The 12659-nt window shown below is 71.0% G+C and carries 12 protein-coding genes; all 12 read right to left on the bottom strand.

Features of this window, described 5'->3' with window-relative positions:
- Positions 1-47: 47 nt before the first annotated feature.
- Positions 48-446 carry a hypothetical protein gene (locus tag ACFRFC_RS24150; RefSeq protein ID WP_382692371.1) on the bottom strand — a complete coding sequence of 133 codons (399 nt, stop codon included), beginning with the start codon at positions 444-446 and terminating at the stop codon, positions 48-50.
- Positions 447-499: 53 nt separating this feature from the next.
- The gene (locus ACFRFC_RS24145; RefSeq protein WP_382692372.1) at positions 500-1315 is read right to left on the bottom strand and encodes a sulfotransferase family protein; all 816 of its coding nucleotides are present in this window, start codon (positions 1313-1315) and stop codon (positions 500-502) included.
- A gap of 174 nt (positions 1316-1489) precedes the next feature.
- Entirely contained in the window at positions 1490-2365 is an 876-nt protein-coding gene (locus ACFRFC_RS24140; RefSeq protein ID WP_382692373.1) for an amidohydrolase family protein, read from the bottom strand.
- A 40-nt stretch (positions 2366-2405) separates the two neighbouring features.
- A complete protein-coding gene (locus ACFRFC_RS24135) occupies positions 2406-3209 on the bottom strand; it encodes an HpcH/HpaI aldolase/citrate lyase family protein (protein ID WP_382692374.1) in 804 nt (267 codons plus the stop codon).
- An 18-nt stretch (positions 3210-3227) separates the two neighbouring features.
- Positions 3228-4484, bottom strand: coding sequence for a DUF5624 domain-containing protein (locus tag ACFRFC_RS24130; protein ID WP_382692375.1), 1257 nt, complete (start codon positions 4482-4484; stop codon positions 3228-3230).
- A 63-nt stretch (positions 4485-4547) separates the two neighbouring features.
- A complete protein-coding gene (locus ACFRFC_RS24125; protein ID WP_382692376.1) occupies positions 4548-5651 on the bottom strand; it encodes a hypothetical protein in 1104 nt (367 codons plus the stop codon).
- A gap of 184 nt (positions 5652-5835) precedes the next feature.
- Positions 5836-6048, bottom strand: a complete 213-nt coding sequence (locus ACFRFC_RS24120; protein ID WP_382692377.1) for a hypothetical protein — start codon at positions 6046-6048, stop codon at positions 5836-5838.
- Positions 6045-6779: an ABC transporter ATP-binding protein gene (locus ACFRFC_RS24115; RefSeq protein ID WP_382692378.1), complete on the bottom strand. Its 735-nt coding sequence runs from the start codon at positions 6777-6779 to the stop codon at positions 6045-6047. The genes ACFRFC_RS24120 and ACFRFC_RS24115 overlap by 4 nt, the downstream gene beginning before the upstream one ends.
- Positions 6776-8635 carry an ATP-binding cassette domain-containing protein gene (locus ACFRFC_RS24110; protein WP_382692379.1) on the bottom strand — a complete coding sequence of 620 codons (1860 nt, stop codon included), beginning with the start codon at positions 8633-8635 and terminating at the stop codon, positions 6776-6778. Before ACFRFC_RS24110 ends, ACFRFC_RS24115 begins: the two co-directional genes overlap by 4 nt.
- Entirely contained in the window at positions 8632-9480 is an 849-nt protein-coding gene (locus ACFRFC_RS24105; RefSeq protein ID WP_382692380.1) for a branched-chain amino acid ABC transporter permease, read from the bottom strand. The genes ACFRFC_RS24110 and ACFRFC_RS24105 overlap by 4 nt, the downstream gene beginning before the upstream one ends.
- Positions 9481-9515: 35 nt before the next feature.
- Positions 9516-10739, bottom strand: a complete 1224-nt coding sequence (locus tag ACFRFC_RS24100; RefSeq protein WP_382692381.1) for an amino acid ABC transporter substrate-binding protein — start codon at positions 10737-10739, stop codon at positions 9516-9518.
- A gap of 498 nt (positions 10740-11237) precedes the next feature.
- Entirely contained in the window at positions 11238-11921 is a 684-nt protein-coding gene (locus ACFRFC_RS24095; protein WP_382692382.1) for a GntR family transcriptional regulator, read from the bottom strand.
- Between the last annotated feature and the right edge of the window lie 738 nt (positions 11922-12659).

The following is a 12659-nucleotide window of genomic DNA, read 5'->3' as shown; positions in this document are numbered from 1 at the left end:
GGGTCAGAACGCGGGATGTGTGACTCCGTGCCGCGCGGTCCCGGGCGTCACGCCCCGGACCCCACCGGCTGCTCCCGCCCCCGGCCGGGGGCGGGCATCCGGTCACCGCGGCGCACGAGCAGTCCGTACGCCGTGTGCGCGATGTCGGACGGGTGGGCGCCTGCGAAGACAGGTATCTCGATGTAGCGGGTGCCGCTCGCCTCGTGGCGGGCCCGGACCGGGGCGGGTGGGCTGTCCGCGGCGCACGGGGCGATGGCGACGATGCCGTTGCGGGCCAGCACCTCGGCCAGCAGGCCGGTGCGTTCGAGGGCCGCGCGAGGGGCGGACTCGCCGGACTCAGCGGCGAAAGGACGGTCGATGATCTCGGCCCGCCTGCCGTCGGCCGTCAGGAGATCGGCGAGGGCGCAGGCTGTGGCGCGGCGGTCGGCGACGGACGGGCCGGTCACCCAGACGGTGGCTCCGGGGCACGTACATCGGCAGCTGGGGTCGTGCGGGTCGGTCAACATGGATACCCCCAGGCACGCGTGATCTCGCGCAGCGGGGCGGGGACATCCTCCGCCTCGGGCAGCGGCCGGGCCTTCTGGATCTTCCCGGACTTGATGTTCTCGCTCCAGTCGCCGATGAACGGCACGAACGGACCGTGGTCGCCCTTGCGGTAGTCCAGCATCCTGGCGGTCCAGGGGACGCCGAGGTGGGCGCAGATCTGGCGGGTGACGTCCTCGGGGCGCTCGGTCAGGTCCTCGTAGCGGACCGTGAGGCCGGGCAGCGCGTTGCGGGCGGCCTCGACACCCTCGACGTATCCGCGCACCTCACGGACGGTGGCGTTCAGATCGCGGTCCGGCCGGTTGTTGATCAGCGAGCTGACCATGGAGGCCGGGTGGCGCAGCAGGAAGATGTAGCGGGCCTTGGGCCAGCCCTCGTGCAGGCGCTCCCACACGCCCGCGTTGCCCGGTGTCTTGTCGACCATGACCCGCTTGCCGCTGCGCAGCAGTTCCCGGTGCATGATCCGGTCCCACAGCAGATACTCCAGCTCCCGCTCGTCGAGGCTGAGTTGCTTCATCGCCTTGACGGTGTAGGGCTTGGTCAGGTCGATCGACAGGGTGCGCAGATGCATCTCGTGCGGGGCGCGGATCTGCGGGTGGCTGTTGAGCAGCACCCGCAGCAGGGTGGAGCCGGAGCGTACGGACGACAGGACGAACACCGGGTCCGGTACCAGCCGGTGGGCCGACTCGGGCACCGGCGGCGCGGACCATCTCCGTATCCGCCGCTTCACCCCACGCGCCACCCGGCGCACCTGCGGACCCACCACCGTCATGTCCTGCCTCCCTCGACCCCCCGGTTGTCTGAAGCCTCACCCTCCCCCAGATGGCTTTGACCTTACTGTGACGACCACATGGTTTCGCCATGGAATGCGGATGAGAGTTTCCTGAGATACGGGGGCCGAGCCAACCACATCGCCCGTTCTGGCATCAGGGCCGCGCGGGGCGGCTCAGTCGGTGTAGAAGAGCCGGGCGGGTGCGTCGACCAGGATCTGGTGGCGGTCGGCCGCGTCGGGGGCCCAGTCGGCGAGCAGGTTGAGGTACTCCCCCGTGTCCCGTGCGCCGTCCGTGAGATGGGGCCAGTCGGAGCCCCACACCAGGCGGTCGGGGCGGGCGGCGACCAGGGCTCGACCGAGGGGGGCGACCGAGGACAGTGGCCGGTTCCCGGCGACGCGATAGGCGCCGGACAGCTTGAGGTAGCAACTGCCGTGGTCCAGAACGCGGATGAGCTTCGCGTGGTCGTCGGGGGTCAGGCCGTCGGACTCCTTCATGTATCCCATGTGGTCGATGACATAGGTGTCCTCGAAGTCCGCGAAGAAGGGCAGCAGGTCGCGTACGACGGTGCCGGGTGTGTAGAACTGGAGGTGCCAGCCGCGTGGCCGGGCCCGGTCGGCCATCGCGCGGATGTAGGCGATGAGGTCGGCGAGCGGCCAGCCGGCGCGGGCGAACAGGTCGAGGCGGATCGCGCGCACGCCGAGGCGGTGGTAGGTGTCCAGTTCGGCGTCGGAGGTGTCGTCCGCGATGCGCACCACTCCCCGGCAGCGCGGGCCGACCGACTTGAGGACGTCCACGAGCAGGCTGTTGTCATCGCCGTAGTAGGTGGGCTGGACCAGCACCATGCGGGTGATGCCGAGCCGTTCCATCGCGGTGAGGTACTGCTGGAGGGTGCCGTCGGGGAACTGGTACAGCGGTGCCGGGCCGACCGGGTAGCCGGGTTCGAAGACATGGAAGTGGGTGTCGCAGCTGTCCGGCGGCATCTCGAACACCGGCTCGGTGAGGGTCTCGGCGGCCCGCATGGGGGTGGGCCGGGGCAGGTCGGCGGTCATGACGGCTCTCTCTGTACGGAGGGGTGGGCGGGGCGGGGGCCTACGGCTGGGCGGGGCCGAAGGCGTCCAGGGCCCGGCGGGCATGGGCAGCGGCGGCTTCGTGGAGCAGCGCGGTGTCGGTGCCGGTCATCCGCAGCGGGCACACCCCCAGCGGTACGAGTGCGTCCATCAGCTTCTGGTCGCCGATGCCGCCGAGGACCATGAGCTTGCCGTGCCGTCGGCAGGCGTCGGTGAGCCGTGCCACGGCGTCGCGGACGCGCGGGTCGCCGTACTGGCCCGGGATGCCCAGTTCGGCGGTGAAGTCATTGGCGCCGAGGGCCAGCATGTCCACCCCGTCGAGGGCGGCGATGGCGTCGGCGTTCGCGATCCCGGCGGGGGTTTCCAGGAGGATCTGCACGATCGTGCCGGCGTCGACGGCGGGGTTCATGGTGGCCGCCGGGGTGGGCCGCATGCCCAGTTGGGGGACCATGCCGGTCTGGGAGCGCCGGCCTCGGGGCGGGAAGCGGCAGGCGCCGACGATCTGGCGGGCCTGCTCTACGGTCTCGATGCGCGGGGCGACGATCCCGTGGGCGCCGCCGTCGAGCAGCCGGCCGATCATGCCGTACTCGCGTTCCGGGACCCGGACCAGTGCGGTCAGTCCGAGGCTGCCGGCGAGGGCGCACAACTGGGCGGCGGTGTCGGTGGACATGGTGGAGTGTTCGAGGTCCAGCATGACGCCGTGGTGCCCGGTGGAGGCGGCGATGTGGAGGGTGTCGGCGGTCCGCGCGGTGCGCACGATCAGCATCAGGGTGGGGTCGCCCGCGTGCAGGCGATCGAGGAATCCGGGGTGCGGGGGGTGGGCCATCGTCGGGTCTCCTGCGGGTCAGGCCGCCGCGGACGCGGTGCCGAAGGCGGGGTAGGGCTCGTTGTCGAGGCCGGGGACCACGACGGCCGACGGGTTGTTGTCATGGGCGATGAGCTGCTGGGCGGCGTAGTCGGTGACGGCGCCGGAGAGCAACTGGCGGGGGTCCTCCATCACCAGACGGAGCCGGGTGACCAGGGACAGCCAGTCGTCGACGGCCCGGATGACCGGCTGTTCGGTGACGAGGGCACCGGCACCGGTGCCGGTGACTGTACCGGGACCGGTGATTGTGTCGGGACGGGTGACGGTACCGGGGCCGGTGACCGGGTGGGGGCCGGTGGTCTCGTCGCCGGGGTCGAAGGCGGGGTAGCCGTCGAACATGGCGCCGCCGAGTTCGACGGTGACACGGGTGCCCGCCCACAGTTGGCGAAGCTGTTCCTCCACGGCCCTGACCTCGCGCAGATCGCCGTCCACGGGGGTGGCGAAACCGGCGGCGTGCGGGGCGATGTAGAGGTGGCTGAGCGGGAGTTTGCCCCGGGAGGCGGCGAGCACCATCCCGGCGACACTGTTGGTGCGCCAGGTGACCCCGGCCGTGGGGCGGCCGATCTGGCCCACGACGACGACCATGGCACGGGCCCAGTCGATGCCCCGCTCGTCGAGCCAGCTGATGAGCCGGTACGAGGTGTCGAGCCCGACGAGGAAGAACGTGGCGACCATGATCCGGTTGAAGGAGACCGGTGTCTCGGGGTGACCGTCGTCCAGGTAGGTGTCCCGCAGGGTCTCGTGGTTGAAGTAGCGGGCGGGTTCGGCCAGGGCGCGCAGCAGATAGCGTTCGGTGATCGCGCACGCGTAGTCGACCATGGCCGCGACGGACTCCTCGCGCCCGCGCAGGGCCGCCGCGTCGATACGGTCACGCCACAGGGCGGCGCTGTTGGCGGCGCGGGCCCGCCGGGTGCGGCGCAGCAGCAGTTCGGCGTCCTGGCGCCAGACGCCGTCGGGTTCACGGTGGTACAGCTCGGCGAGGGAGGAGAGGGCGGTGCCGAGGTGGGACACGGCGGCCAGTTCCTTGAAGCCCCGGTTGGTCAGCCGGTACGGCAGCACGGTGGGCGGGGTGCCGTCGCCGGGGTACAGCGCCATGTCGGCCCCGGTGACGACGAGCAGGGGGTCGCGGGAGCGTCCCCGGGCCGCGCAGGCGCGCAGATGGGCGCCGATGGAGTCGGGGCCGGCGGTGTACGCCGTGAACAGATCGACTAGCTCGGGGCTCTCGTGGTCGGACATGTCATCTCTCCTTGGCCACGCCGTGGGCTGCCGGGGTGGTGGTCACCGGGAACGCGGGGCGGGTCATCGGTCCGTGAAGCGGTAGACGCGTACGTGGGCGGAAAATCTCAGGTCGGGGCTGAGGGCGTTGCTCTGGACTACGAGGGGGCCCTCGGCGCTCGGGAGGACCTCCAGATCGGTGCCGCCGGTGGTGGGGAACTCCTCGACGAGTTCGAGGTGGTCCTTGTCCCAGCGGTAGATCTGGGACATCAGGGCCGCGGTGGGGTCGGCGGGGGTGCCGTGGATGAAGTTGACCCGGATCAGGTAGAGCGCCCGGTCGGTGCGGACGAGGGCGAGTTCCCGGCCGCCGGGTCCGTCGAGCGACTGGTGCTCGGTGAAGGTGCCGGTGGCGGCGTCCCGGCGCAGTACCCGGGACGGCCCGTCGATACGGGCGACGACGAGGTAGGTGTCGTCCCCGCCGGGGTCCTGGAAGGTGGTGAAGGCGCGGCCTCCGGTCGGGGCGAGGTCCTGGTGGGCGACGAAGCGGGTGCCGTCCCAGCGGTGCAGCACGCTCGGGGCGGCGTGGTCGGCGTGCGCGAGGAAGAAGTGGCCGCCGGTGGTGAACGGGTGCCAGTTGTAGCCCCACCGGGAGTCGATGTCCTGGAAGTGGGTGAAGCGGGTGCCGTCCCAGGTGTAGAGGGCGGAGGGCCGGTTGATGTCCTTGGTGTGGGGCAGGGCGACGCCCTGGGCGAGGGCGAGGAAGTGGCGGCCGTCGACGGTGAAGTGGCGCCACTGCTTGGCGGCGAAGCCGTCGAACGACTGGAAGGGTGTGAAGCCGCTGCCGGTCCACTCGTGGACGACGGAGGGCACCTGGTAGTCGTAGGGCCCGGCGCCGGTACGGATGCCGGCGACGGCGAGGAAGGTGCGGTCGCCGATGGTGAAGGATTCGGCGTCCTCGCCGCCGGGGGCGGGCAGGGTGCCCCAGGGGGTGAAGCGGTCGCCCTCACGGCGCAGCAGCAGCAGTTCGGTCCCGCTGTCGCCGCCGTTGATGTGGGCGGGGGTGCCGGGGACGTCGTAGGCCAGTTGCGGGATCGCGAGGAGTTCCAGCTCGCCCACGCGCAGACTGTGCGCGGCGCGCGCACCGGAGGCCGGGATGTCCTGGAGGGGGATGAGGTGGCTGTGGGTCACGGCGACTGGTCTCCGTCGGGGCGGCTGGGGGTGGCGGACCGGCCCATGGCGGGGGCCGACCTCGGGGGGGTGAGTACGGTGGTGGTGCGGTGGTACGGGGCTGTCGGCCGCGGCGCTTGGGGGTGCCCGGCGGGGTCGGGCCGTCTCCCGGTCGTGGGTGGCGTCGAGGGGTTCGCCCGCCCGGTCAGGCGGCGGCCTCGTGGTCGTAGGCACGGGCCAGTTGGGAGACGTCGTGTCCGGCGTTGCCGCGGCGGATGCCCGTCTCCTCCAGGTGGGTGGCGTCGGCGCAGGAGGGGACACAGGCGGTGAGCCGGTGTCCGGCCGCGCTCAGGCGCCGTGCGACGGGCAGGGTGAGCGGGCTCGCACCGGCCGGGCCGACCCGCGGGGGCGCGGTCATGACGGCTCGCTGTGCTGGGGGGCGGCGCCGAAGAACAGCCGGGCCATGTCCGGGTCGGCGAGCAGGGCCTTGGCGTCTCCGGTGTGCAGTACCCGGCCGCTCTCCATCACGACGGCGTGTTCGGCGAGGGTGAGCCCGAACCGTACGTTCTGCTCGACCATCAGTACGGTGACGTCGGAGTCCTTCAACGCCCGGATGGACGCGCCGAGTTGGGCGCATGCCTTGGGGTCCAGGCCCAGGGTGGGCTCGTCCAGGAGGACCACCTTGGGGCTGAGCATGAGGGCGCGGGCGAACTCCACCGTGCGGCGCTGGCCGCCGGACAGGGAGGCGGCCTTGTCGCCCGCGCGTTCGGCGACCAGCGGGAAGACCTCGGTGATCTCCTGGTAGCGGCGGCGGTTGCGTTCCTTCTCGCGGCGCCGGGTGTAGGCGCCGAGCATGACGTTCTCGCGGACGGTCATGGTGGGGAACAGTCCATGGTGCTGGGGCACCTGGACGACGCCCTGGCGCAGGATGTCGCCGGGGCTGCGGCCACTGATCTCGTCGCCGCCGATGTGCACCTGTCCGGCGCGCGGTTCGAGCAGTCCGCTGCACACCTTGAGCACGGTGGACTTGCCCGCCCCGTTGGGGCCGACGATGCAGGTGATGGCGGCGGTGGGGGCGGTGAGGTCGACGCCCCGCAGGATGTCGCCCGCCTTTCCGTAGCCGGCGACCAGGCCGGTCAGGGTGATCATGCGTCAACTCCCGTAGCGGTGGTGGTGCTCGCCGCGGCCGGTGTGTGGTCGCCGAGGTAGGCCTCCAGCACGGCCGGGTCCTGCTCGATCTGCCGGGGCGGGCCGCCGGCGATGACATGTCCTTGGGCGAGGACATGGATCTGGTCGCACAGGGACAGCACGAGCGGCATGTTGTGCTCGACGATCACGACGGTGGTCCCGGCGGCGTTGAGCTTCCGGATGATCTCGGCGAGCCGCTCGATGAGGGTCGGGTTGATGCCGGCGGCCGGTTCGTCGAGAAGCAGTACCTCGGGCTCCAGCATCAGGGCCTGGGCGAGTTCGATCAGCTTCTGCTGGCCGAAGGAGAGGTCGCCCGCCTGGTGGTCCGCGTACTCGGCCATGCCGACGAACTCCAGCCATTCCCGGGCGCGTGCCGCTGTCCTGCCGCTGATGGCTGAGTCGGCGAGCTGTCCGGTGGAGAAGGTGCGGCTGGGCACGGCGAGGTTCTCCAGCGCGGTCAGGTGCGGGAAGATCCTGGTCGCCTGGAAGGTGCGGGCGAGGCCGTGGTGGGCGCGCTGCCAGCGGGGGGTGCCGTCGAGGCGGCGCCCGCCGAGGTGGATGGTGCCGCTGTCGGCGGCGAGGCTGCCGTCGAGGAGGTTGAAGACGGTGGTCTTGCCGGAGCCGTTGGGCCCGATCAGCCCGGTGATGGTGCCGCGTCGCACGGTGAACGAGCAGTCGTCGACCGCTCGGACGCCGCCGAACGACTTGCTGAGTCCTTCGACCCGCAGCAGGGTGTCGTCGACGGGCGCCGGGCCGGTGGACGAGGGGTGCGCGGGGCGCGCGGTGTGCTGGGTGAGCGCCTTGGGCGGCAGTTCGACGGCGGCCGTGCTGAGCCGGGCCCCGGCCAGGGCCTGCGGGCCGGTGCGGCGCAGCCGGGCCAGCCAGTCGACGCCCTCGGTGAGGACTCCGCGCGGGAAGAACAGCACGATGGCGGCGAGCAGGGCGCCGTAGATGATCAGGCGCCAGGAACCGGCGTCGGGGCCGCTCAGGCTCTGGTTGGTGAACTGGTTGAGCGGTTCCAGCATGAAGGCGCCGAGGACCGGGCCCCACAGGGTGCCGACACCGCCCAGGTGTGCGGCGAGCACGATCTGCATGGCGATGACGATGTCGAACATCGACGCCGGTTCGAGGAAGGCGATGTAGTAGGCGTAGACACCGCCCGCGATGCCGATGGGGAAGGCGCTCGCGGCGAAGGCGAACATCTTGTAGCGGTCGGTGCGCACCCCGATGCCGTCGGCCTTGGACTCGTCGTCGCGGATGGCCATGAGGCCGATGCCGAACCTGGAGCGGCGGATGGCCCAGGAGCCGAGCACGGTCAGGCCGAGGAGGACCAGCAGGTAGTAGTAGAAGGGCCAGTTGAGGAAGGCCCGGTCCCAGTCGGGCAGCGGCAGGTTGAGTCCGTGGTTGCCGTTGGTCAGGGACGACCAGTTGGACGTCAGCAGGGCCGTGAACTCCAGGAACGCGAAGCTGATGATCACGAAGGCGGCGCCCCGGGTGCGCCGCCCGACGAGGCCGAGCAGCATGGCCGCGAGGGCGGCGACGACTCCTCCGGCGGGGGCGGCGATGAGCGGGGAGACACCGGTGTGGATGGACAGCAGGGCGGTGGTGTAGGCGCCGAGGCCGAGGAACGCGCTCTGGCCGAGCGAGATGTAGCCGGCGTAGCCGGAGATGATGTTCCAGCCGGAGGCCATGATGGCCAGCAGGAACGCCATGATGGCCATGTTCTGCCAGTAGGCATTGTCGGACAGGACCGGGAAGAGGGCCAGCGCGACGGCACCGGCTCCGATGCCCGCGGCCCGCAGTCGGGTGATGCTCATGCGCGGCTCATGTCCTCTCGCAGTCGTGTCCCGAGCAGGCCCTGGGGGCGGGCGGCGAGCACGACGATGATCGCAATGTAGGGCACCGCCACGGCCCAGTCGGGCGAGACATAGGTGGAGGTCAGCGACTCGGCGACGGCGATGACGAGCGCGCCGAGGACGCTGCCGGGCAGGCTGCCCATGCCGCCGAGCACGATGATCGCCAGGGTCAGGCCGATCCAGTGGTCGGAGGAGCTGGGCATGAAGGGGTAGAGCACGCTCAGCAGGGAGCCGCCGGCCCCGGCCGCCGCCACGCCGATGGCGTAGGCGGCGGCCCAGGTGGAGCGGACGTCGATGCCGATGAGGCGGGCCCCTTCGGCGCTGGCGGCGGCGGCCTGGATGGAGCGTCCCATCCAGGTGCGGCGCAGCAGCAGATACAGGCCGGCCAGGACGACGGCGGCGACCAGCCAGGAGTACACCTGGGCCTGCGGGAGGCGCATCCCGAGCACGCTGAAGGACTCGTTGGCGTAGCCGGGGGTCACCGAGTGCGGTTCGTTGCCCCAGATCAGGGCGATGACACCCTTGACCATGAGGGCGAGGCCGAAGGTGGTGACCAGGGCCATGGACGGGTCGGTGGTGCGGGAGCGCTCGATGAAGATGTAGTAGGTGACCCAGCCGACGACGAACAGACACGGTGTGGTGATGACGGTCAGCAGCAGCGGGTCGATGCCGGTGGCCTCCCAGAGCGAGTAGGTGAGGTAGGCGCTCAGGATGAGCATGCTGCCCTGGGCGATGTTGACCACCCGCATGACCCCGAAGACGAGGTTCATGCCGGAGGCGGCCAGCGAGTACACCCCGCCGATCAAGAGCCCGAGAATGAGCGCTTGAAAGAACATCGACACTACGACCACCCCGGCTTGGGGTTGACCGCCTCGGGCACGGTCTGCTGACCCTCGGGGAGGATGAACTCCAGGTTGCCCCGCTGCCACTGGGCGAGCAGCATGTCGCCCTCGGGCACCCCGCGCTCGTCCCAGCGCAGGCTGCCGACGATGGTGGAGACGGGGTGGGAGTGCAGCCAGTCGGCGAGCGCGGTCTGGTCGAGGCTGCCGACCTGCTCGACGGCCTCGCCCAGCACCTGGGCCGCGGTGTACGCGTTGGCGGCGTCGTCGGTGGGCGGGGAGCCGTAGGAGTCGGTGTACGCCTTCACGAACTCGGCGTTGCCCGGGTAGGTGGACTTGGGGCTCCACGCGGTGGTGGTGAAGATGCCCTCGGTGTTGGCCTCGCCGACGGCCTGCGGGTAGGAGCCGACCAGGCTGGGCGCATTGGTCTGGAACATCATGTCCGGGCTGAAGTCCTGCTTCTGGAGCGCCTTGACCAGTCCGGCGCCGTCGTTGGCGGCGACCGCGCCGTGCACGACCAGCTCGGGGTTCTCGCGGGCGATGGCGCTGGCGATCGGGTCGAAGTTGACCGTCTCGGGGGCGTACTTCTCGTTGTAGACCGACTCGACACCCAGCTCGGTCAGCCGCTCGCGGAACTCCTCGATGGTGACATCGGTGTTGGGGTCGTCCTGGGTCGGGTAGGCGGCGGTCCTGGGCCGCTGGTCGGCCGGGAGTGAGGCGATGTAGTTGACGAACTGCTCGGGCAGGTCGAGGGAGGTGCTGGGCTGGGCGAAGAAGAGGTATTCGTAGCCGCGGGTGAAGATCTCCTCGGCGCCGCCGGAGGGTTCGACGTAGAGCATCTTGTTGCGCTCGGCGACGGAGGACGCGGGCAGGTTGAGTTTGGAGGAGAAGGTACCGAGCAGCAGGTCGACCCGGTCCTGGCTGATCAGCCGGTTGTAGTTGCTGACGACGGTGTTCTGGTCGAATCCGTCGTCCAGGACCTTGAGTTCCACCTGGCGGCCCAGCAGTCCGCCTTCGGCGTTGATCTGCTCGACCCAGACTTTGTAGCCTTCGTAGGCGGGTTGGGAGGCGTCGGCGACGGGGCCGGACAGCGGCAGTGAGATGCCGATGGTGATGGGGCCGTTGGTCGAGCCGGAGCCCGAGCCGCACGCGGCGGCGGTGGCCATCAGGAGTGCAGCGGTGCCGAGGGCGGCGTAGCGCCGTCCGCGTCGGCCGATTCCTGGCATGAGACCCACCTTCAGTCGGTGACAGGTTCTGATGGTGTGCTGGGACAGCCCCTCGCTCCGTGCATGGGTGAGCGGCTCAGCCCCGGTGGGGTGGGGGCGGCGACGTCCGGCATGGCGGCGCGTCGGTCTGGTCCGGCGTTCTCCGGTGAGGGCCTGTCCCTGGCACTTCGGAGTTCTCCGGGGGCGCTGGTGGTGCCCCAGTCGGCTGGGGCTGCGGGGCCCCTCGCCTTCATGTGCAATGTATACATTGCACATGAAGGGTCGGCAAGACATCGTGCAGAGGATGTGGAGTGAAATCTTCTACCGCCGGGTAACCCGGTTGCCGCCTCTTTCAAGGCCGTGATGTCGGCTGCGGCGGGGGGTGTTTTCGGGGCGCCGGTGGAGAGGGACCGGAGGCGGCGAAACGCCGAAGGGGGCGGCTGGGCCGCCCCCTTGGATCCCGCGCCGCCGACAGCGACTCAGGCGATCACTTGATGGAGTACTGGAGTCATGGACTGATCAGGTATTGGAGTGCTCGTGGCTGTACATCACCACGGCCTGGTGCACATGCTCGGCCGCCGCCGTCTCGGCCCGCTCCGGGTCCCCGGCGAGGATGGCGGCGAGGATCGCGTCGTGGTCGCGCGGGGTGAGATCGGTACGGCGGTTGATGTTGGCCAGACTGCCGACGGCGAACCGCGCCCAGATCCGGTCCAGCGCGTCCGTGAGCAAGGGGTTTCCGGCCAGCCGGGCGAGCAGCATGTGGAACGCCAGGTTGGCGTGCCAGGCGCCGGTCGCGTCTCCCGCCTCGGCACGCTCCTCGACGGCGTGTGCCGCCGACTCCAGGTCGCTCAACTGGGCCGGGGAGAGCCGTCCGTCGCGCTGGGCGGTGGCCGCGAGCTTGGCGGCCAGTGCGTCCAGGGCGCCCTGGAGCTGCATGGCGTGCAGCATCTCCTGCGGGGTCAGGGAGCTGACCACCACGCCCCGGCCGGTCGAGGCGACCAGCCCGTCACTCTGGAGCCGGCGCAGCGCCTCACGGACCGGGGTCCGGCTCATGTCCAGGTCCTTGCACAGGCCCAGTTCGGTCAGCCGGTCGCCGGGCCGGTAGTGCCCTTCGACGAGCCGCTCCCGCAGCCGTCGGTAGGCGACCTCGGCCTGATTGTGGATCCCTGGACGCTCCTCGACAGAGCCACCGGATGACAGCATGACTAACGTATACATTGTATTCAGTCGCACCCGCAATACGCCGGGGTCACCACGTGCCACATGCTTCCACGCCAGGCTGTGGGGAACGGGGGTGGGTGCGGGCTGACGCGGGGTGGGTGCGGGGGCGGGTGGATCGGCGGGCGATCACCGGGTCGGCGGGCCGATGCGGGGGGCGCCATGGCTCAGGCGGATCGGGGGGCGATCGAGGTGCGGGCGGGGCTGAAGGGACGGGTGCCTGCCTGAGCAGGCGGATCGGCGGCCGATCACCGGGTTGGCGGACACGCCGTGCCGATACGGCCCCCTCACCTCCCCCGGACCGACCCGGATCACCTCACCCAAGCCGCCCCGGCCACCGACCGGCCAGACGCCGCACCGGAGATGGTGGCCTCATCACCGGCGCCCCGCGAGACGACGCACCCAACCGTCCGTCAGAGTCGGGGTCCGGGCCTGGCCCAGGCCGTCCCGGGGCCGGACCCAGGACCGCGCCAAGGCGCCGAGCCCGATGCCGGACGGCGGACCCTCACCAGGCCGCCGGACGCACCGACTCGATACCGCCCCTCACCTCACCCAGCCCGATCCGGCCAGGCGCCCGACCCCAGATGGCGGCCTCATCACCGGTGCCCAGGAAGCCACGCACCGGCCACCGTCAGGGTCGGGGACCGGGCCTGGCCAGGTCAGCCCCGGGGGCCGGACCCAGGACCGCGCCAAGGCGCCGAGCCCGATGCCGGACGGCGGACC

This window comes from Streptomyces sp. NPDC056734 (genome assembly GCF_042790455.1).
Taxonomy (GTDB): Bacteria; Actinomycetota; Actinomycetes; order Streptomycetales; family Streptomycetaceae; genus Streptomyces.
This window is presented reverse-complemented; position numbering and strand designations above follow the sequence as displayed.

Bases quoted from the DNA above. Each gene is read 5' to 3' on its own strand.
- ACFRFC_RS24145 (WP_382692372.1), bottom strand. From the start codon at position 1,315: ATGACGGTGGTGGGTCCGCAGGTGCGCCGGGTGGCGCGTGGGGTGAAG.
- ACFRFC_RS24140 (WP_382692373.1), bottom strand. From the start codon at position 2,365: ATGACCGCCGACCTGCCCCGGCCCACCCCCATGCGGGCCGCCGAGACC.
- ACFRFC_RS24135 (WP_382692374.1), bottom strand. From the start codon at position 3,209: ATGGCCCACCCCCCGCACCCCGGATTCCTCGATCGCCTGCACGCGGGC.
- ACFRFC_RS24130 (WP_382692375.1), bottom strand. From the start codon at position 4,484: ATGTCCGACCACGAGAGCCCCGAGCTAGTCGATCTGTTCACGGCGTAC.
- ACFRFC_RS24120 (WP_382692377.1), bottom strand. From the start codon at position 6,048: ATGACCGCGCCCCCGCGGGTCGGCCCGGCCGGTGCGAGCCCGCTCACC.
- ACFRFC_RS24115 (WP_382692378.1), bottom strand. From the start codon at position 6,779: ATGATCACCCTGACCGGCCTGGTCGCCGGCTACGGAAAGGCGGGCGAC.
- ACFRFC_RS24110 (WP_382692379.1), bottom strand. From the start codon at position 8,635: ATGAGCATCACCCGACTGCGGGCCGCGGGCATCGGAGCCGGTGCCGTC.
- ACFRFC_RS24100 (WP_382692381.1), bottom strand. From the start codon at position 10,739: ATGCCAGGAATCGGCCGACGCGGACGGCGCTACGCCGCCCTCGGCACC.
- ACFRFC_RS24095 (WP_382692382.1), bottom strand. From the start codon at position 11,921: ATGCTGTCATCCGGTGGCTCTGTCGAGGAGCGTCCAGGGATCCACAAT.